Genomic DNA, 19,217 nt, shown 5'->3' with positions numbered 1-19,217 from the left:
CAGGGCGGGCGGCCCCCGCGCCCGGGCGCGGCGGGGCGATGCCGGCCTCGGCGAGCTTGCGGCGGCCCTCGGCGGTGATCATGTCGGTCGACCACGGCGGGTCCAGCCGCAGCCGCACCCGGACGTCCCGGTAGCCGGCCGCGCGCAGGCGGCGGTCGACGTCGGCGGCCATCTCGGCGACGGCCGGACAGCCCGAGTACGTCGGGGTCAGCCAGGCCGTCACCGTCCCCGTGGCGCCGTCCACCTCGACGTCGGCCAGCACGCCCAGGTCCGCCAGGGTGAGCATGGGCAGCTCCGGGTCCGGGACGGCCGCGGCGATCGCGCGGGCCAGGTCCCGTACGGTCGGCTCCGCCGCCATACCCGCGCCCGTCACCACGTCGCCCCCGGGTGGGCGCGGGCCACCACCTGCAGCTCCGCGAGCAGCGGGCCGAGCGCCTCCGTGTGCACGCCGTCCCGGCCCGCGCGGCCCAGGACGGTGGCCAGCGGCAGGAAATCGGGCACCGTCAGCCCGGCCTCGGCGAGAACGGCGGCGAGCGAGCGCAGCACCGGCTCGCGCAGCGCCGCCGGGTCGATGCCCGTGCGCAGCTCCACCGGGTGCGCCGTGAACAGCTCCTCCAGCAGCGGCCACACCGCGTCCAGCCCGGCCTGCATGCGCGCCGACGAGAGCGGCGTGCCGTCGCCGTGCCGCAGCGTCCAGGCGGTCGCGTACTCGCGGTGGTACGCCAGCTCCTTGACGCCGCGCGCGGCGACGGCCGCGACCACCGGGTCCGGGTGGACGCTCAGCGCCTCGTACAGCGCGCCGCGGGCGGTGGCGAACAGGAGCAGGCGGGCGACCGTGTGCGCGAAGTCGCCGTTCGGCGTCTCGACCAGCCGGACGTTGCGGAACTCGTGCTCCTCGCGCCAGTACGCGAGGTCGTCCTCGGTGCGCCCGGTGCCGTCCGCCTGGCCGGCCCGGGTGAGCAGCAGGCGGGCCTGGCCGAGCAGGTCGAGGCCGAGGTTGGCGAGCGCGACCTCCTCCTCCAGCTCGGGCGCCCGGGTGCACCACTCGATCAGGCGCTGGGCCAGGATCAGGGCGTCGTCGCCGAGCATGAGGCAGTAGGCGGCGAGGTCGGGGCCGTCCACGCCGTCGGGCAGGGCGGTGTCCACGCCGAGCAGCGGGTCGGCGAAGCCCGTCCCGTACGCCCAGCGGCCCTCGCCCTCGGGACCGGGGGTGGCCTCGGCGAGGCTGAGGTAGACGTGGTCGTCGTGCCCGTCTACGTGCCCGGCTGCGTGCTCGTCTACGGCTGCGGTGTGGTCGTGCATGGCGGCTCCCCCGTCAGATGTGCGGGACATCCTCGGGGATGTCGTAGAAGGTCGGGTGGCGGTAGACCTTGTCGCCGCTGGGCTCGAAGAACGGGTCCCGCTCGTCCGGGGTGGAGGCCGTGATCGCGTCGGAGCGGACCACCCACAGGCTCACGCCCTCGTTGCGGCGGGTGTACAGGTCGCGGGCGGCGAGCAGGGCCATCCGGTCGTCGGACGCGTGCAGCGAACCGACGTGGACGTGGTTCAGGCCGCGGCGGGGGCGCACGAACACCTCGTACAGCGGCCAGGCGGCCTTGCCGGCGGCGCCGACGGTGGACTCGGTCACTTTCCGTTCTCCTGTTCGGTGCTGTGCTGCTCGGCGGTGCTGCCCTGCCCGGCGGTGCTGTGCTGCCCGGCGGTGCTCTGCTCGGCTGCGCGCTTCGCCGCATAGGCGACGGCCGCCTCGCGGACCCAGGCGCCGTCCTCGTGGGCGGCGCGGCGGCGCTCTACGCGCTGGGCGTTGCACGGGCCCTGGCCCTTGATGACGCGGGTCAGTTCGGACCAGTCCGGCTCGCCGAAGTCCCAGCCGCCGCGCTCCTCGTTCCAGCTCAGCTCGGGGTCGGGGAGGGTGACGCCAAGGTGCTCGGCCTGCGGGACGGTCATGTCCACGAACCGCTGGCGCAGCTCGTCGTTGGTGTGCCGCTTGATCCGCCAGGCCATCGACCGAGCGGTGTTCGGGGAGTCGGCGTCCGAGGGGCCGAACATCATCAGCGACGGCCACCACCAGCGGTCGACCGCGTCCTGGACCATCCGGCGCTGGGCCTCGGTGCCGCGCATGAGGGTCATGAGCAGCTCGTAGCCCTGGCGCTGGTGGAAGGACTCCTCCTTGCAGACCCGGACCATCGCGCGGGCGTACGGGCCGTAGCTGCAGCGGCAGAGTGGCACCTGGTTGCAGATCGCGGCGCCGTCGACCAGCCAGCCGATCACGCCGACGTCGGCGAAGGTGAGGGTCGGGTAGTTGAAGATCGAGGAGTACTTCTGGCGGCCGGAGATCAGCTTCTCGGTCAGTTCGGCGCGGTCGACGCCGAGGGTCTCCGCAGCGGCGTAGAGGTAGAGGCCGTGGCCGGCCTCGTCCTGGGCCTTGGCGAGGAGGATCGCCTTGCGGCGCAGCGACGGGGCGCGGGTGAGCCAGTTGCCCTCGGGCTGCATGCCGATGATCTCGGAGTGCGCGTGCTGGGCGATCTGGCGGATCAGGGTCGCCCGGTAGGCGTCGGGCATCCAGTCGCGGGGCTCGATCCGCTGCTCGGCGGCGATCACCGCCTCGAACCGGTCCTCCTGCGCCTGCGCGGGGACCGGCTCGGCCACCTCTGCTGTCACCACGGTCCCCTCTCGCGTGCCTTCGCCCTGCATCAACCGACTGACCGTTCGGTCGGTTCCATTCTGCGCGGCGAGGCGGGGCCCTGGCAAGGGACGAGGGCGCAGGGGGTGGCGGGGTGGACTAACAGGTGACAGCGAACAGATTTCAAAATCTGTTCGCTGTCACCTGTTATCTGTTCGCTGTTATCTGTTCGCTGCTATCTGCTCGCCGACGGCCGTCAGCCCTCCGCGCGGTCCCGCAGTCTCGGCAGCGGCACCGCGAGCAGCGCGGCGAGCAGAGCGATCCGGGGAGCGAGCTGGTCGATCCGGATGTACTCGTGGCGGGCATGCGCCCCGGCGCCGACCGCGCCGAAGCCGTCCAGCGTCGGGAGCCCGCGGGAGCCGGGCAGGTTGGTGTCCCCGGCACCGCCCGCAGGACCGCCGTCGAGCTGCTGCCCCAGCACCGCCGCGAGCGAACGGACGTGCCGCAGCAGCGGGTTGCCCGAGCGCTCCGGCCACGCCGGGCGGCTCGACAGCACCTCGGTCCGCACCCGCGCACCCGGCCGCAGCGCGGTCAGCCGGGCCAGGTTGTCGAGCGTCCGGCGCTGCGCCTCGGCGGTGGAGAAGCGCAGACCGAGCTCCGCCTCGGCCCGCCCCGCGACCACGTTGGCGCGCGAACCCCCGCTGATCCGACCGGCGTTGAGCTCCGTCCCGGGCTGACCGGCCAGTCCGCGGACCACGACCAGCTGGTCGACGAGCTCGTCCACGGCCGACACCCCGTCGTGGGAGTCGTTGCCCGCGTGGGCCTCGCGGCCGGTGACGGTGAGCCGCACCCGGGTGCTGCCGCGCCGCGCGGTCTTGAGCCGGCCGTCCGGATGCGGCGGTTCGAGGCCCAGGACGGCTGCGGCGCCGCGCAGTTGGCGCTCGACGAGCCGTCGTCCGTCCGGGCTGCCGACTTCCTCGTCGGACACCACGACCACCCGCACGCTACGGTGCGGCCGCTGTCCGAGGTCGGCGAGCAGCGCGAACGCGCCTTCCAGGATGGCGAGTCCGCCCTTCATGTCGACGACGCCGGGGCCGGTGAGCGTGCCGTCCTGCTCGGCGACGGGCCAGTCGGCGAGCGTGCCGACGGGCCAGACGGTGTCGTGGTGGCCGACGATCAGCAGGTGCGGCAGCGTCTCGTCCTGCCCCTCCCACTCCAGGACGAGGTGGTCGCCGGCCGGGCCGGGTTCGCGGCGAGCCGTGGCCCCGGTGGCGCGGAAGCCGGAGACCAACTCCTCTGCGAGGGCGTCGAGTCGGGGAGCGTCCCCGCTCGGTGACTCGATCCGGGCCAGATCGGCGCAGCGGCGTCGGACGGCGCCGGCGAGGGTACGGGCCCGGGTGCTGAGGGCGTGCGGGAGTCCGGGGAGCGCGGCGGTGGCCATGGGCTGGGCGACGGCGCCGGGGCGGGCCTCGACGTGGGCCTCGACGCGGCCCTCGGGGCGGATCTCGGGGCGGGCCTCGCCGTCGGTGGCGGCGGGGACGGTCGCCTTGCCGGCGGTCGCCACCGAAGCCGTCACGGCAGTCGTCACCGAAGCCGTCACGGGGGTCGTCACCGAGGCTGGAACCGAGATTGAACCCGAGGCCGGAACCGACGCCGAAACCGGGGCCGTCACGGGGGAATCGGAAGGAACGGCCTGGGGCGCCGCCTTCGGCGCAGCCTTGGTCGCGGGCTTCGGAGCGGTCGAGGCGGGTGCGGTGGTGCCGGCTGCGGTCGCCCGGGGCGACCCGACGATCCGGGTGCTCAACGCTCGCCTCCTCGGCCGCCGCCGGTATTCAGCGGCCGCACCGGCCGGCCGGTCCATCCGGCGTGCCGGACCCGGGCGAGCCGGGCCGGGCGGCCGGGATGGTGGGCGGTCCGTCGGGACGGCCCGTCCGGCCCAAGTGCGGTGGAACGGCTGGTCGACGTGCGTGGCATTGCGTCCTCCTCGCTCGATCCGGTGGCACCGGTCCGCCCGGTGCCCCGTGGACGGCGGCTTCGTTGCGGCGGGCGCAGCGAGCGCCGCGCAGGGAAGCCGAGATGTGAGCCTAGAAGAACCGTTCGGTTTCCTGCGAGGTGGCCCTGCTCCCAGCGTGCCGGGGCGGGCCCGGTCTCGGGCACCCGTCGGGGAACGGCGGCGGACGCTCGGCGTGCGGGCCCGGTTCGGCGCGCGGACGCGGTCGCCGGATCGCGTCCACTTCCACCATGGACCCGCCGCCGCGCTTCGGCAGCGCAAACCGCCAAGGCACCGCATTTCCACGCCGGATGGGTGACACGGGCTCAGCGCGCGGTACGAACCAGGGGCGCGACCAGGGGCATCGGGGTCACCGGCCGGGCCGGGAACCGGTGGCGGTGCCGGGACGCGCCCGGCTCAGGCGCCGTCCGCCACCAGCCCTGCGTCGCGTGCGATCAGCGCGGCCTGGACGCGGTTGCCGACGCCGAGCGCGGCGAGGATCCGGCTGACGTGCGCCTTGACGGTGCTCTCGCGCATCCCGAGGACGCCCGCGATCTCGACGTTGGAGAGCCCGTCGGCGAGTTCACGCAGCACGTCGGTCTCGCGCGGGGTGAGCCCGGCGACCCGGCTGCGGGCGGCGAGGGACCGCGGCGCGCCCGTGCGGTGGTAGCGGTCGATGAGGCGGCGGGCGGCGGCCGGGTGGAGCATGCCCTGTCCGCCGGCGACGACGTGGACGGCCCGGGCGATCTCGGCCGGCGGGGTGTCCTTGAGCAGGAAGCCGTCGGCGCCCGCGGCCAGCGCGCGGTAGACGTATTCATCCAGGTCGAAGGTGGTGAGCGCGATGACGCGCGGGGCGTCGGGCAGCTCGCGCAGGCGGCGGGTGGCGGCGATGCCGTCGAGGCGGGGCATCCGGATGTCCATCAGCGCGACGTCGATCCGCCGGGCGGCCGCCAGTTCGACGGCCTGGAGGCCGTCGGCGGCCTCGGCGACGACGGTGAGTTCCGGGTCCTGGGCGAGCAGGTCGACGAGGCCGAGCCGGACCAGCGCGTCGTCGTCGACCACCATCGTGCGGATCACGGGACGTCCTCCGGCTGCGGGGTCGGGGTGAAGGGTGGGCCGGGCACTCTGTCCGGATCCCGCTCGTCGGTGGGCACCACGGCCGAAGCCGGCCCATCCGAAGCCGGCCCATCCGAAACCGGTCCGTCCGACTCCGGCCCATCCGACTCCGATCCATCGAACCCCGGCCCATCCGACTCCGGTCCGGCCGAAATCCGTCCGGCCGGGACCGGTATGGCCGAAACCGACTCGCGCGCAGCCGTTCCCCGCGCCGCTGCCACCGGCGGGAGCCCCTGGGGCGGGCGCTCCGGGGCCGGGAGTTGTGCCGAGAGACGAAAGCCGCCGCTGCCGTCAGGCCCGGCGTCGAGGTGTCCGCCCAGCGCGGCGACCCGTTCGGCCAGCCCCACCAGACCGTAACCGCCGCCGTTCGCAGGCCCGTTGGGCGTTGCCGCACCCGGACCGTTGCGGACCTCGACGGTGGTGGCCGGGGCGCCGTAGCCGACCCGGACGGTGACGGGCGCGGCGTGCGCGTGCTTGCGGGCGTTCGTCAGTGCCTCCTGGACGAGCCTGTGCACTGCCAGACGGTGGGTGGTCGGGACGGTCTCGGTGTCGCCGGTGAGGGCGAGTTCGACCTCCTGCCCGGCCTCGGTGGCCTCGCCGACCAGCTCGGTGAGGTCGCGCAGGGCGGGCGCCGCCACCCGCGTGGGCTCGGGCGTCGGCGGCCCCGGTTCGTCCGCCTGCTGCCACGGTTCGCCGGGCTGCGGACCCGACGGCGGGTCGGCGCGCAGCGCTCCGAGGACGTCGCGCAGGTCGTCGAGGGAGCGGGCGGCGGTCGTGCGCAGGAGTTCGAGGCGGTGGGTGAGCCGGTCGGGGTCGGCGGCGACGGTGCCGACGCGGGCCTGGTCGCGCAGGACTCCGGCGTGCAGCACGAGGAGGCTCAGGCGGTGGGCGAGCACGTCGTGCATCTCCCGTGCGATCCGGGCCCGTTCGGCGGATCTGGCCTGTTCGGCGCGCAACTCCCGTTCGCGGCTCAGCGTTTCGACCTGTTCGCGCAGGGTGCGGATCAGGACGCGGCGGCCGTGCAGCCAGAGGCCGACGGACAGCGTCGCGGCCTGGAGCAGGAGTTGGGATGCGGTGGTGCCGGCCCAGCCGACCAGCGTGTCGGCTCGGGTGGCGCTGAGCACGGCGATCGTGGCTCCGCCGGCGACCGCGGGTCCGACGCGGCCGCGATAGGCGAGGTAGTAGACGCTGAACAACGCGGGCAGGGCGCGGTTGAGCAGGCCTCCGGTGAGCACAGGCAGGACGGCGGACGCTACCGGGTAGCGGCGGGCGAGGAGCAGGGAAAGCGAGGCGAGGGTGGCCACGACCGTCCGCGGTACGCGCAGCGGGTCGTCCGTACGGGACCAGTGGACGATCGCCTCCTCGGCGGCGAGCGCGAGGACGGCGAGCAGGAGCAGCGTCTCGGTCCACGGGCGGCGGCCGGGCCCGTACCAGCCGAGCAGGCCTGTGCGCATCGGCTCACCCCCGTCCTCTCGGCGCCCCCTCCGTCCGTCCGGCTCGATGCTACGGGCGGGCGATGCGGCGTGACCCCCTCCTTACGGCCGTCGGGACCCTCGACTTTCGTCGGGGGTGGGCGCGGTCCGTCGGCCGTTTCCGGGTGGTTCGGGCGTTCATAGCGTCGACTGCATGACGAACGAACGGTCCGACTCACCTACGCTGCACAGCAGTTCACCCAGATCGCCCGGCGGTGGCGACCATCTGCTGTTCCTCGCCGAGGCCTTGCGCACCTTCCACGACACCGGCGCGCTGGCCCCGAGCGGCGCGGAACTGGTGAACGCGCTGGTGGTCCCGGCGACCAGCCGTCCGAACCGTCCGATCTCGGTGCTGGAAGTGGGCGCCGGGACGGGCGTGGTGACCCGGCGACTGGTCCAAGTGCTGCTCCCGGGCGACCGGTTGCACGTCGTCGAGGCGAACCCGCGCTTCGCCGAGCGACTGCGGGCGGACCCGGTACTGGCCGCGCACCCGGCAGGGCTCGAACTGCGGCTCTCCGCCTGCCGGGTAGAGGAGCTGGCCGATTCGGCGGACTCGTCGGGCGGGCGCTACGACGCGATCGTGTCGGGACTGCCGTTCACCAACTTCGAACCGGGGCAGGTGCGACGGCTCCTGGACCTGTACCTGCGTTTGCTCGTACCGGGCGGCGAGCTGACGTACTTCGCCTACCTGGGAACGACTGCCGCCCGCACTCTCGCGTCGGGGCCACGGCGCGGCGCCCGGCACCGGGAGGTGGTCCGCCTGCTGCGGCGCTTCGAGGCGACGTACGGGCTCGGCGAGCGGACGGTGTGGCGCAACCTGCCGCCGGCGCGGGCCTACCTGCTGCGCGCGCCGGGCGGCCGGGCGGCATGGGACGCGACGTCGCGCACCGAACCCCGCGCTGAGCTCCGGGAGGACACGCCCGCGCGCGGTCCGCTACCGGCTGGCGGACGGCGGGAGCGAAGTTGCGGAGACAGGGCGGCGAGCGGCGAACGGCGGGCGACAGGTAACAGATGACAGATTTCAGATAACAGATGACAGCAAACAGATTTTGAAATCTGTTCGCCGTCGTGTCATAGTGGCACCCGGGTCACCCGTCCATCGCCTCCCGGCGCCGTTCCGACCCTTGGAGCCCTCATGTCCGCTTCCCCCCGCACTCCGAAGCCCGCGCAGCGCGCCCTCGGCGCCGCCGGCCCGGTCACCTCCGCCCTCGGCCTCGGCTGCATGGGCATGTCCGACCTGTACGGCCCCGCCGACGAGGCCGAGGGCATCGCCACGATCCACGCCGCCCTCGACGCCGGCATCACCCTCCTCGACACCGGCGACTTCTACGGCATGGGCCACAACGAGCTGCTCATCCACGACGCCCTGCGCGGCCGCGACCGCTCGAACGTGCAGATCAGCGTCAAGTTCGGCGCCCAGCGCGACCCGGCAGGCCAGTGGGTCGGCTACGACACCAGCCCCGCCGCCACCAAGACGGCGCTCGCCTACACCCTGCGCCGCCTGCGCACCGACTACGTCGACGTCTACCGCCCGGCCCGCCTGGACCCGAGCGTCCCGATCGAGGAGACGGTCGGTGCGATCGCGGACCTGGTCAAGGCCGGCTACGTGCGCCACATCGGCCTGTCCGAGGTCGGCGCCGAGACCCTGCGCCGGGCCGCCGCCGTGCACCCGATCAGCGACCTGCAGATCGAGTACTCGCTGCTCTCCCGCTCCGTCGAGGAGACCATCCTCCCCACCGCGCGCGAGCTCGGCATCGGCATCACCGCCTACGGCGTGCTCTCCCGCGGCCTGCTCAGCGGCCACTGGAACTCCGAGCGCCCCCTGACCGGCACCGACTTCCGCGGTCACAGCCCCCGCTTCCAGGGCGACAACCTGACGCACAACCTCGCGCTCGTCGAGGCCCTGCGCGCCGTGGCCACGGCGAAGGGCGCGAGCGTCGCGCAGGTCGCCATCGCCTGGGTCGCTTCGCGCGGCGAGGACGTCGTCCCGCTGGTGGGCGCCCGCCGCCGGGACCGCCTGGCCGAGGCCCTCGGCGCGCTCGACGTCGAGCTCACCGCCGCCGATCTCACGGCCATCGAGGCGGCCGTCCCCGCGGGTTCGGCCGCGGGCGACCGTTACGCCGCCGACCAGATGGCCCGCCTCGACAGCGAGCGCTGACCGGCCGGAGCACCTTCCCGGCCGGCGCCGTGCACGCCACCAACCCCCGCCCGTACCGCCGCCCTCCGCCCCCACGGCGGGCGACCCACCCGTAAGGACGTACCTCCCGTGACGACGGACACCACCCTCACCGCCGAGCAGATCCTGTTGGCGGCGGAAGACGTCCTGCGGCGGTTCGGCCCGGCCAAGGCCACCGTCGTGGACGTCGCCCGGATCCTCGGCGTCAGCCACAGCAGCGTGTACCGCCACTTCCCGAGCAAGGCCGCGCTGCGCGAGGCGGTCACCCAACGCTGGCTCGACCAGGCGCACTTCGAGCTCGCGAACATCTCGATCGAGGGCGGCCTGGCCGTCGAGCGCCTGCACCGCTGGCTGCTGACGCTGTTCGCGGCCAAGCGGAAGAAGGCGCTCGACGACCCGCAGCTGTTCGCGACCTACATGGTGCTGGTCGAGGAGAACAGCGGCACGGTCGAGGCGCACATCGACACGATGGTCGGCCAGATCGCGCAGATCGTCCAGGACGGCATGGAGACGAAGGAGTTCAAGCTCGCCCACATCCTCACGACGGCGCGCGCCGTCTTCGAGGCGACGGCGCACTTCCACGACCCCGCGTACGCGGGCGAGTGGAACGACCCGAAGGCGAAGGAGCGTTTCGAGGCCGTCTGGACGCTCATCGTCAACGGCCTGCTCGCCAAGTAACGGCACACCTCCGGGCACCGGCGGGTGAGCACCGGCCCCGGCGGGTCGGCACCGGCGGGTCGGCACCGGCACCGGCACGAAAAACCGGTCGCCGGTCCGCCCGCCCGTCGGGCAGACTGCCGCGCACAGTTGATCTCACTTGGAGGATGACATGCGCGCGGGCGCCATCGGTCCCGTTCTGGACAGCCTGCACGGGCTCGCACTCGGCGACGCCTTCGGCGACCGCTGGTTCTCGGTCCCGCTCGACGAGGCACCGGCCGCGCTGGCCGCACGCCTCACCCGGCCCGCTCCGTGGCACTGGACGGACGACACCGCGATGGCCCTCGTCCTCGTCCGCCACCTGATCGCTCGCGGCGAGGTCCAACAGGACGTGCTGGCCCGGGAGTTCGCGGAGGAGTACGCCCGCGAGTACGGGCGCAAGTACGGCCCCTCGATGCATCGGGTCCTGCGCGCGATCGGCCAGGGCGAGGACTGGCGAGCCGTCACCGCCGCCCAGTTCGGCGGCCAGGGCTCCCACGGGAACGGCACTGCCATGCGGGTCGCCCCGCTCGGCGCGTGGTTCGCCGACGACCTGGACGAGGTGGTCCGGCAGGCCGAACTCCAGGCGCTCACCACGCACTTCCACCCCGAGGCGGTCGCGGGCGCGGTGGCCGTCGCACTCGCCGCGGCACTCGCCGCCCGCAGCCGCGGCCAGAACCCGCCCTCCCGCGCCGAGTTGCTGATGGAGGTCGCCGGGCGGCTGCCGGACAGCGAGGTGCGGTCCGGCCTGCGGATCGCCTCCCGGCTGCCCGGACACACCAGCGTCCGGCACGCCGCGAACGTCCTCGGCTCGGGCTTCCTGCTGTCCGCGGCGGACACCGTGCCGTTCGCGCTCTGGTCCGCCGCCGGGCACCTGGACTCGCTGCCCGATGCCATTTGGCACACCCTTGCAGGCTGGGGCGACAAGGACACTACCTGCGCCATCGCGGCCGGGGTGGTCGCCGCCCGGACCGGCCTCGCCGGTGTCCCCGCCACCTGGCTGACCGCCCGCGAGGACCTGCCGGACTGGGTCGCCGAACTGCCGGCGACCGCCTGACCGGCCTCGCGCCGCCCGGCTACCGACAAGCCGGCCGTCAGCGCCGGGAGTTGCCGAACAGCAGCCGGTAGATGATCAGCAGCACGAGCGCGCCGCCGATCGCCGACGCCCAGGTGGCCAGGTCGAAGAAGTGCGTGGCCACCGGCCGGTGCAGGAAGCGCGCGGAGATCCAGCCGCCGACGAAGGACCCGGCGATGCCGATCAGGGTGGTCACGATCAGGCCGCCCGGGTCCTTCCCCGGCAGCAGCAGCTTGGCGAGGCCTCCCGCGATCAGACCCAGCACGATCCAGGCGACGATGCTCATGTGCCCTCCCGTTCTCCAGCGGACGGCCCCGTCCGACCGCTCTGCCGGTACGGACGCCGGAGGACGGTCCACTGGTTCCGGCACGCGCGGTCGACGGCCCGGCGGCCACGCGGCCGGGCGTTCCCGGGCGGTCCCCGGCACGGACGGCCGCGAGGCGGACGGCTGTCGGGTGGACGCGCGGGCGTGGCACTCTCCCCGCACGGCGGCGGCGCCGGGATACTGCGGCCATGCGCATCCTGATCGCCACCGCCGGGTCCCGGGGCGACGTAGCCCCCTTCACCGGGCTCGGCACCCGACTGCAAGCGGCCGGGCACCAGGTCGCCGTCGCCACCCACACCATGTTCGCCGAGCCGGTACGCGCCGCCGGGCTCGAATTCCGCCCGCTGCCGGTCGATCCGCGGGACGCACTCGCCTCGGCCGAGGGGCGACGTCTCCTGAAGGCCGATTCCGGTCCGGTCGAACTGCTCCAACTCCTCCGCTTGGGGCGTCAATTCATGCCGGCCCTCGGGGACGGCATCGCCGACGCCACCGCGCTCGGCACCGACCTCCTGCTCACCACCAGCACCACCACCGCACTCGGCCAGGTCGCCGCCGAGGCTGCCGGCATTCCGAGCGTCGGTCTCTACCTCCAACCGATCTCCCCCACAAGGGAGTTCGCACCTGCTGTCACGGGCAATTGGTCGCTCGGCGGTCGCGGCAACCTGCTCGCGGGCCACGCCGTCCAGACCGCGACGGACCAGCTCTTCACCCCCGCCGTCCGTGGACTGCGCCGCCGCCTCGGCCTGCCGGCCCGCAGCATCGCCCGCGCACGGCTCAACCACCCGGTCCTGCACGGGTTTTCGCCCGTGGTCATTCCGCGCCCGGCCGACTGGCACCCCAGTCTGGACGTCGCCGGGTACTGGTGGCCGTGCGCGGAACCGCAGTGGCAGCCGCCGAAGCGCCTGCTGGACTTCCTCGCGGCGGGACCACCACCGGTCTTCGTCGGGTTCGGCAGCCTGGCCGTCCCCGATCCGGAGCGGCTCACCGCCACCGTCCTCGCGGCCGTCCGGGCCGCCCGGGTGCGCGCCGTCCTGCAGTCGGGGTGGAGCGGGCTCACCGCCGCGGACTCAGACGACGTGCTGACGATCGGCGACTCCCCGCACGAGTGGCTGTTCCCGCGCGTGGCCGCGGTGATCCACCATGCGGGCGCCGGGACCACGGCCGCCGCCCTGCGGAGCGGCACGCCGGCGATCCCGGTGCCGGCCTGGCTGGACGCGCCGTTCTGGTCGGCACGCCTGGCCCGGCTCGGGGTCTCCCCCGGCCCGGTCCCCCTCCGCCGCCTCACCGCCGCCCGCCTCGCGACCTCCATCCGCCAGACCCTCGACGACCCCGCCTACCGCGACCGGGCGGCGGCGGTGGCCGCCGCCCTCGCCGCCGAGGACGGCACGGCGAAGGTCCTCACGGCGATCGAACGGGCTGCGAGGTGAGCGGGCGGCTGGGCGCGTGGCGAGCAACAGGCGACGGGCGACAACTAACAGATGACAACTAACAGATAACAGATTTCGAAATCTGTCATCTGTTAGTTGTCAGCCGCCCCGCTCACCCTGCCGCCTCCCGCACACCGACCCCCTTCCCCCACCAGCTCAGCCCCACGTACAGCACGAACGCCACCCCGAACCCGACCGCCCACCCGTAGTCGGCAAGCGGTTTGAGCACCGACACCAGCCCGCCCGCCGGGAACGGCCCGCCGTGCGACCCGCCGACCGCCAGCGCGCCGCCGGCCACGAGCGCGGCCACGGCCCGCCAGTTCCACCCGCCCGCGTACCAGTACGCCCCGCCCGGCCGGTACAGCTCCGCGAGCCGGAGCCGGGTGCCCCGCAGCACCCAGTAGTCGGCGATGAGCACCCCCGCGACCGTGCCGAGCAGGCCCCCGACCACCCCCAGCCAGGTGAAGATGTACACGTGCGGGTCGGAGATCAGCTTCCACGGGAAGATCGCGATCCCGACGACGCCCGTCACGAGCGCCCCGGTCCGAAAGTCGACGAACTTGGGCAGGAGGTTGGCGAGGTCGTAGGCGGGCGAGACGACGTTGGCCGCGATGTTCACCGACAGCGTCGCGACCAGGACGGTGAGCAGCGCGAAGAGCAGGCCGACCGGGCTCTCCATCTTCGCCGCGAGTTCGATCGGGTCCCACACCGGCGCGCCGTACACGGCCTGCGAGCCCGAGGTGACGAGGACGGACAGCAGCGCGAAGAGCGTCATCGTCGTCGGCAGGCCGAGGGCCTGGCCGCGGATCTGGGCCCGCTGGCTACCGCCGAAGCGGGTGAAGTCGGGGATGTTGAGCGAGAGCGTCGACCAGAACCCGATCATGCCCATCAGTGCCGGGAAGAATACCTTCCAGAAGCCGCCGCCCCAGCCGATTCGGGACGGCTGGTCGAGCAGCGGCCCGAGCCCGCCCGCCTTGAGGACCATCCAGGCGAGGAGCGCGAGGGCGCCGACGATGACGAAGGGTGCGGCCCAGTTCTCGAAGCGCCGCAGCGTTTCCATGCCCCGGGCGATGATGGCCATCTCGACCAGCCAGAAGATCAGGAAGGAGAGCCACTGCGTCCAGGGGTAGCCGCCGAACTCGCCTGCTGTGCGCCAGGATTCGCCGAGGAGTTTGCCCGCGAGCAGGAAGATTCCCTCGCCGCCGATCCAGGTCTGGATGCCGAACCAGGCGCAGGCGACGGCGGCCCTGATGAGGGCGGGCAGGTTGGCCCCGCGCAGCCCGAAGGAGGCGCGGGCGAACACCGGGAACGGGATGCCGTACTTGGTTCCCGCATGTCCCGTGAGCAGCATCGGTACGAGCACGATGAGGTTGGCGAGGGCGATGGTGAGGACGGCTTGCTTCCAGTCCATGCCGAGTGCGACGAGGCCGGAGGCGAGCGTCCAGGAGGGGATGTTGTGGGCCATGCCGACCCAGAGGGCGAGGAAGTTGTAGGTGGTCCAGGTCCGCCGCGTCACAGGGACGGGCCGCAGGTCGTCGTTGGTGAAGCCGTTCGCGGGCAACTCCCCGGCGGACGGGTCGAGTTCGACCCGCCCGTCGGAGTGCTGCAGCTGTCCGCCGGCGGTGGTCGCGGTGTCGGCCATGGGCAACTCCCGTATCGGTTCCTGGCGTGGTCCGTGCAGGGCGTGACCGCCTCCGGCGCAGTGACGCGAGCGCTCGCCCCAACGAGCGCACGTCCCGGCGAGCGGGCATCACGGCGAGCGGGCATCACGGCGAGCGGGCATCACGGCGAGCGCGCACGTCACAACTGCGGGATGACGTCCGCCCCGTAGGCGTCGATGGTGGCCTCGACGGCGTCGTGCATCGCGTAGACGGCGAACTGGTCGACGCCGAGCGAGCGCAGTTCCTCGAGCCGTGCGAGCTGCGCCGCCGGGGGCCCGATGAGACAGAAGCGGTCGACGATCCCGTCCGGGACGAAGGCGGTGTCGGGGTTCCCGGCCCGTCCGTGGTGGCTGTAGTCGTAGCCCTGGCGGTCCTTGATGTAGTCGGTGAGGGCGTCCGGGACGAGGTCGGAGTGCTCGCCGTAGTGGTTGACGAGGTCGGCGACGTGGTTGCCGACCATGCCGCCGAACCACCGGCACTGCTCGCGGGCGTGGGCGAGCGCGGCGGGTGAGTCGTCGGCGGTGACGTAGGCGGGTGCGGCGACGCAGATGGTGACGCTGTCCGGGTCACGCCCGGCTTCGACGGCGGCGGCACGCACGGCCTTGACCATGTATTCGGTGAGGTAGGGGTCGGCCAACTGCAGGATGAAACCGTCAGCCTGACGCCCCGTCAGAGCAAGAGCCTTGGGCCCGTACGCGCCCATCCAGATGGGCAGGGACGCGCCCGGTTGCACCCACGGCAGGTGCATCTCGGTGCCGTCGACTTCGACGGTGCGCCCCTCGGCCAACTCCTTGATGGCGTGCATGGCGTGGGAGAGCCGGTCGAGCGTGGCGGGGCGGCGGCCGGCGACGCGCATGGCGGAGTCGCCGCGGCCGATGCCGCACACCGTGCGGTTGCCGTACATGTCGTTGAGGGTCGCGAAGAGGGAGGCGGTGACCTCCCAGGTGCGGGTGGAGGGGTTGGTGACCATCGGGCCGACGGTCAGCCGTTCGGTCTCGGCGAGGATGCGGCTGTAGATGACGAAGGGCTCCTGCCACAGGACGCAGGAGTCGAAGGTCCAGCCGTGGCTGAACCCGGCCCGTTCGGCGCGGATCATCCGGTCGATGAGCAGGCGGGCGGGCGGATCGGTCTGCAGGACGAGGCCGATGTCCATCGGTGGCTCCAAGAGGGACGGGGCCGCCGCCCGGGACCGGAAGGGGCCCGGACGGCGGCGGACGAACCGGAAAGGACCGGAAGGACCGGAGGATTTGGAAGGGCCGGAAGAGGACCGGGCGGAACCGGACGGAACGGAAGGGGCGTTGTCAGACCAGGTACTGGCAGGTGTCGCGGCGCAGGAAGGTGCCGTGCCCGGCTCGACCCCGCCATTCGCCGTCGTCGAGGACGACCGTGCCGCGCGAGAGCACCGTCCGTGCCCGCCCGGTGAGTTGGCGCCCCTCGTAGGCGGAGTAGTCGACGTTCATGTGGTGGGTGGCGGCCGAGACGGTCTGCACCGCGGTGGGGTCGTAGACGACGATGTCGGCGTCGGAGCCGGGCGCGATGGTGCCCTTGCGCGGGTGCAGGCCGAACATGCGGGCCGGTGTGGTGCAGGCGATCTCGACCCAGCGGCGGCGGGTGATGTGCCCGTCGACGACGGCCTGGTGGAGGAGGTCCATCCGGTTCTCCACGCCCGGAAGGCCGTTGGGGATCTTCGAGAAGTCGCCGCGGCCCAGTTCCTTCTGCCCGGCGAAGCAGAACGGGCAGTGGTCGGTGGAGACGACCTGGAGGTCGTTCGCGCGCAGCCCCCGCCACAGCGCTTCCTGGTGCTCGCGCGGCCGGAGGGGAGTGCTGCACACGTACTTGGCGCCCTCGAAGCCGTCCGCGCCCTCCTCCGCGAGGTTGTCGGTGGAGAGGAAGAGGTACTGCGGGCAGGTCTCGCCGAAGACGTTGAGCCCGGCGTCGCGGGCCTGGGCGATCTCGGCGAGGGCGGAGGCGGCGGAGACGTGGACGACGTAGAGCGGGCTGCCGGCCACCTGGGCGAGCTTGATGGCCCGGTGGGTGGCCTCGGCCTCCAGGAGTTCGCGGCGCACCTCCCCGTGGTAGCGGGGTGCGGTGTGCCCGGCGGCGAGGGCCTGTTCGACGAGGACGTCGATGGCGATGCCGTTCTCGGCGTGCATCATGACGAGTCCGCCGTTGGCGGCGCCGCGCTGCATGGCGCGCAGGATGCGGCCGTCGTCGCTGTAGAAGACGCCGGGGTAGGCCATGAAGAGCTTGAAGGAGGTGGACTCGCCGGAGTCGACGAGGGCGTCCATCTCCTTGAGGACGCCGTCGGTGACGTCGGAGACGATGGTGTGGAAGGCGTAGTCGACGGCGCAGTTGCCGTCGGCCTTGGCGTGCCAGGCGTCGAGGCCCTCGCGCAGGGAGCCGCCGACGGGCTGGACGGCGAAGTCGACGATGGTGGTGGTGCCTCCCCAGGCGGCGGCGCGGGTGCCGGTCTCGAAGGTGTCGGAGGCCGCGGTGCCGCCGAAGGGGAGTTCCATGTGCGTGTGGGCGTCGACGCCGCCGGGGATGACGTAATGCCCGGTGGCGTCGATGAGGGTGTCGGCGGTCCAGGCTTCGGCGGCGGCGCTGCCGGTGGTGGCGAGGGCGGCGACGCGTTCGCCCTCGATGAGGACGTCGGCGTGGAGTTCGTCGGTGGCGGTGATGACGAGGCCGCCGCGGACGACGGTGCGGTGGCGGGGGTCGGGGGTGGTCATCGGGGTGCTCCTCAGGCCTCGGCGAGCGGTCCGTAGGCGTCGGGGCGGCGGTCGCGGTAGAACGCCCACTGCTGGCGGACCTCCTCGATCAGGCCGAGGTCGAGGTCGCGGACGACGAGTTCCTCCTCCTTGTCGGAGGCGACCTCGCCGACGAACTGCCCGCGCGGGTCGACGAAGTAGGACGTGCCGTAGAAGTCGTTGTCGCCGTACTCCTCGGTGCCGACGCGGTTGATGGCGGCGACGAAGTATTCGTTGGCGACGGCGGCGGCGGGCTGTTCGAGCTGCCAGAGGTAGGCGGACAGGCCGCGGCTGGTGGCGGAGGGGTTGTAGACGATCTGGGCGCCGGCGAGGCCGAGGGCGCGCCAGCCCTCGGGGAAGTGCCGGTCGTAGCAGATGTAGACGCCGACGCGGCCGACGGCGGTGTCGAAGACCGGCCAGCCGAAGTTGCCGGGCTTGAAGTAGTACTTCTCCCAGAAGCCCTTGACCTGCGGGATGTGGTGCTTGCGGTACTTGCCGAGGTAGCTGCCGTCGGCGTCGATCACTGCGGCGGTGTTGTAGTAGACGCCGGTCTGCTCCTCCTCGTAGACGGGGACGACGATGACAAGGCCGAGTTCGCGGGCGAGGTCCTGCATGCGGCGGACGGTAGGGCCGTCGGGCACGGCCTCCGCCCAGCGGTAGTGCTCGGGTTCCTGGACCTGGCAGAAGTAGGGGGCGTTGAAGACCTCTTGGAAGCCGATGATCTTCGCGCCCCGGGCGGCGGCCTCGCGGGCGTACCGCTCGTGGAGGGCGATCATGCTCTCCTGGTCACCGGTCCAGCGGGTCTGGACGAGCGCGGCACGGACGATCTGCGACATGGGTACCTCCGCAACTCCGGGGCCCGGCCGGGGGCCGGGCCTGCGGTCTGAGGGTTGACGGGGTGGCTCTGGCCTGCGGTGCGCAGGCTGGTCTGCGTGGTCGCGGCACGGTCTCCGCGCGCCTTCCCGCGCACGCTCGGCAGGCGTGGCCGGGCGTCCGCGTGCGTCCACGCGGGGCCCGGGCGGCGGCGTGCGTCTACGTGCGTAGAAAAGGCGATCTGTCGACCGTAGGCCGGGTTCGGTGGCCTGACAATACGTTGGGGGTAACGCGTCCGGGGCGATCTTGTTACGCGGACACGCGGGTCCGCCTGGACGGGATGAATCGGTCATCTACCCCGGGAGTGTGCTCCTTACTCATTCGAGTGAATCCGGGCGTTCCGGGTGCGGGTTCCGGCCACTGTGGGTAAAAGCCGCGTGGACGCCACCGCGGACCGTTACCGTGCCGCGGCGCAGCGCTACTTCGCCCGCCGGTGCGGGCCCGGGGCTTGGGGGTGGCAGGCATGACGACGGCTCTCGGCGGGGCGGTGCGCGGGGCGCCGCCCGGGCGCGGTCCCGGCCGTCTGCTCGCCTGGGCGCGGCGGGCGGATCCGCCGGTCGGCCCACCCGCCGTTCCGGCGTGGGCGGGTCTCTTGCTGGCGCTCGGGGCGCTGCTGCCGGTCGCGGTCGGCGGTCTGCTGTTCCGCCGGTCGGCGCCGTCCGGCGGGGTGGTGGCGCTGCAGCTGGCCGGTTCGCGGGCGTCCGCGCTGGCCGCGGTCGACGGCCACGGCGGGGACGGGCCGGCCGCGCTGCGCGCCGACGCCTGGCTCACCGGCGGCGCCTGTCTGACGCTGGTCGCCGTCGCGCTTCTCGGCCGGTACGTGTTCGGACGGGTGCGCTGGCGGCTCACCGCGCTCGCCGCCGGGGGTGCCGGGCTGCTCGCGGCCTGCTGCGCCTTCACGGCGGACGTGCTGCTCGCGCGCGGCCTGGACGATCCGGGCGGCTCGGACGCGCCGTTCGCCGTCGCCTGCGGTCTGGCCACCGTGGTGTGGCTGCTGCTCCTGCCCGCCGGGGCCGTGGCGGTGGGCGTGCTCGCC

At 73.3% G+C, this 19,217-nt stretch carries 17 protein-coding genes and 1 pseudogene; 6 read left to right on the top strand and 12 right to left on the bottom strand.

What is annotated here, in order from left to right:
- The 7 genes from paaD to AB0O00_RS12405 form a co-directional block, all read right to left on the bottom strand.
- A partial coding sequence (gene paaD / locus AB0O00_RS12435; protein ID WP_363650897.1) for a 1,2-phenylacetyl-CoA epoxidase subunit PaaD occupies positions 1-358 on the bottom strand: 358 nt, incomplete at its 3' end.
- 11 nt (positions 359-369) lie between these two features.
- Positions 370-1,302, bottom strand: a complete 933-nt coding sequence (paaC, locus tag AB0O00_RS12430; RefSeq protein ID WP_363650895.1) for a 1,2-phenylacetyl-CoA epoxidase subunit PaaC — start codon at positions 1,300-1,302, stop codon at positions 370-372.
- A gap of 13 nt (positions 1,303-1,315) precedes the next feature.
- Positions 1,316-1,627, bottom strand: coding sequence for a 1,2-phenylacetyl-CoA epoxidase subunit PaaB (gene paaB, locus AB0O00_RS12425; protein WP_363650893.1), 312 nt, complete (start codon positions 1,625-1,627; stop codon positions 1,316-1,318).
- Positions 1,624-2,691 (bottom strand): 1,2-phenylacetyl-CoA epoxidase subunit PaaA, encoded by a 1,068-nt coding sequence (paaA, locus tag AB0O00_RS12420; protein ID WP_363650899.1) that lies wholly within the window; start codon positions 2,689-2,691, stop codon positions 1,624-1,626. Before paaA ends, paaB begins: the two co-directional genes overlap by 4 nt.
- A gap of 185 nt (positions 2,692-2,876) precedes the next feature.
- Complete coding sequence (locus AB0O00_RS12415) at positions 2,877-4,208, bottom strand: M20/M25/M40 family metallo-hydrolase (RefSeq protein WP_363650891.1); 1,332 nt, start codon at positions 4,206-4,208, stop codon at positions 2,877-2,879.
- Positions 4,209-5,027: 819 nt separating this feature from the next.
- Positions 5,028-5,687 (bottom strand): response regulator transcription factor, encoded by a 660-nt coding sequence (locus AB0O00_RS12410; protein ID WP_363650889.1) that lies wholly within the window; start codon positions 5,685-5,687, stop codon positions 5,028-5,030.
- Positions 5,684-7,180 (bottom strand): histidine kinase, encoded by a 1,497-nt coding sequence (locus tag AB0O00_RS12405; RefSeq protein WP_363650887.1) that lies wholly within the window; start codon positions 7,178-7,180, stop codon positions 5,684-5,686. Before AB0O00_RS12405 ends, AB0O00_RS12410 begins: the two co-directional genes overlap by 4 nt.
- 172 nt (positions 7,181-7,352) lie before the next feature.
- Here AB0O00_RS12405 and AB0O00_RS12400 point away from each other — a divergent pair, with 172 nt between their 5' ends.
- From AB0O00_RS12400 to AB0O00_RS12385, 4 genes are all read left to right on the top strand, one after another.
- Positions 7,353-8,213: a methyltransferase domain-containing protein gene (locus AB0O00_RS12400; protein WP_363650885.1), complete on the top strand. Its 861-nt coding sequence runs from the start codon at positions 7,353-7,355 to the stop codon at positions 8,211-8,213.
- Positions 8,214-8,333: 120 nt separating this feature from the next.
- Entirely contained in the window at positions 8,334-9,356 is a 1,023-nt protein-coding gene (locus AB0O00_RS12395) for an aldo/keto reductase (protein ID WP_363650883.1), read from the top strand.
- A 108-nt stretch (positions 9,357-9,464) separates the two neighbouring features.
- Positions 9,465-10,052: a TetR family transcriptional regulator gene (locus AB0O00_RS12390; protein WP_363650881.1), complete on the top strand. Its 588-nt coding sequence runs from the start codon at positions 9,465-9,467 to the stop codon at positions 10,050-10,052.
- Positions 10,053-10,203: 151 nt separating this feature from the next.
- On the top strand, positions 10,204-11,127 hold the full coding sequence (locus tag AB0O00_RS12385) for an ADP-ribosylglycohydrolase family protein (RefSeq protein ID WP_363650879.1): 924 nt from the start codon (positions 10,204-10,206) through the stop codon (positions 11,125-11,127).
- Between the two features lie 37 nt (positions 11,128-11,164).
- Here the strand turns inward: AB0O00_RS12385 and AB0O00_RS12380 are convergent, their stop codons facing one another.
- The gene (locus tag AB0O00_RS12380) at positions 11,165-11,431 is read right to left on the bottom strand and encodes a GlsB/YeaQ/YmgE family stress response membrane protein (protein ID WP_363650877.1); all 267 of its coding nucleotides are present in this window, start codon (positions 11,429-11,431) and stop codon (positions 11,165-11,167) included.
- A gap of 227 nt (positions 11,432-11,658) precedes the next feature.
- Between AB0O00_RS12380 and AB0O00_RS12375 the strand changes: the two genes are divergently transcribed.
- On the top strand, positions 11,659-12,897 hold the full coding sequence (locus AB0O00_RS12375) for a glycosyltransferase (protein ID WP_363650875.1): 1,239 nt from the start codon (positions 11,659-11,661) through the stop codon (positions 12,895-12,897).
- Between the two features lie 112 nt (positions 12,898-13,009).
- Here AB0O00_RS12375 and AB0O00_RS12370 read toward each other — a convergent pair whose 3' ends face one another.
- From AB0O00_RS12370 to AB0O00_RS12355, 4 genes are all read right to left on the bottom strand, one after another.
- The gene (locus AB0O00_RS12370; protein WP_363650874.1) at positions 13,010-14,539 is read right to left on the bottom strand and encodes an NCS1 family nucleobase:cation symporter-1; all 1,530 of its coding nucleotides are present in this window, start codon (positions 14,537-14,539) and stop codon (positions 13,010-13,012) included.
- 158 nt (positions 14,540-14,697) lie between these two features.
- On the bottom strand, positions 14,698-15,711 hold the full coding sequence (locus AB0O00_RS12365; RefSeq protein ID WP_363650872.1) for a TIGR03842 family LLM class F420-dependent oxidoreductase: 1,014 nt from the start codon (positions 15,709-15,711) through the stop codon (positions 14,698-14,700).
- Positions 15,712-15,859: 148 nt separating this feature from the next.
- Positions 15,860-17,290 carry a dihydropyrimidinase gene (gene hydA / locus AB0O00_RS12360; RefSeq protein WP_363650870.1) on the bottom strand — a complete coding sequence of 477 codons (1,431 nt, stop codon included), beginning with the start codon at positions 17,288-17,290 and terminating at the stop codon, positions 15,860-15,862.
- A gap of 11 nt (positions 17,291-17,301) precedes the next feature.
- Positions 17,302-18,144 (bottom strand): nitrilase-related carbon-nitrogen hydrolase, encoded by an 843-nt coding sequence (locus AB0O00_RS12355; protein ID WP_363650868.1) that lies wholly within the window; start codon positions 18,142-18,144, stop codon positions 17,302-17,304.
- 500 nt (positions 18,145-18,644) lie between these two features.
- Between AB0O00_RS12355 and AB0O00_RS12350 the strand changes: the two are divergent.
- Positions 18,645-19,217 (top strand): annotated as a pseudogene (locus AB0O00_RS12350) (hypothetical protein); the annotation flags it as partial.

This window comes from Kitasatospora sp. NPDC093558, assembly GCF_040683475.1.
Taxonomy (GTDB): domain Bacteria; phylum Actinomycetota; class Actinomycetes; order Streptomycetales; family Streptomycetaceae; genus Kitasatospora.
Note: the sequence above shows the minus strand (reverse complement) of the source record. Positions and strands in the feature narration are given on the sequence as shown.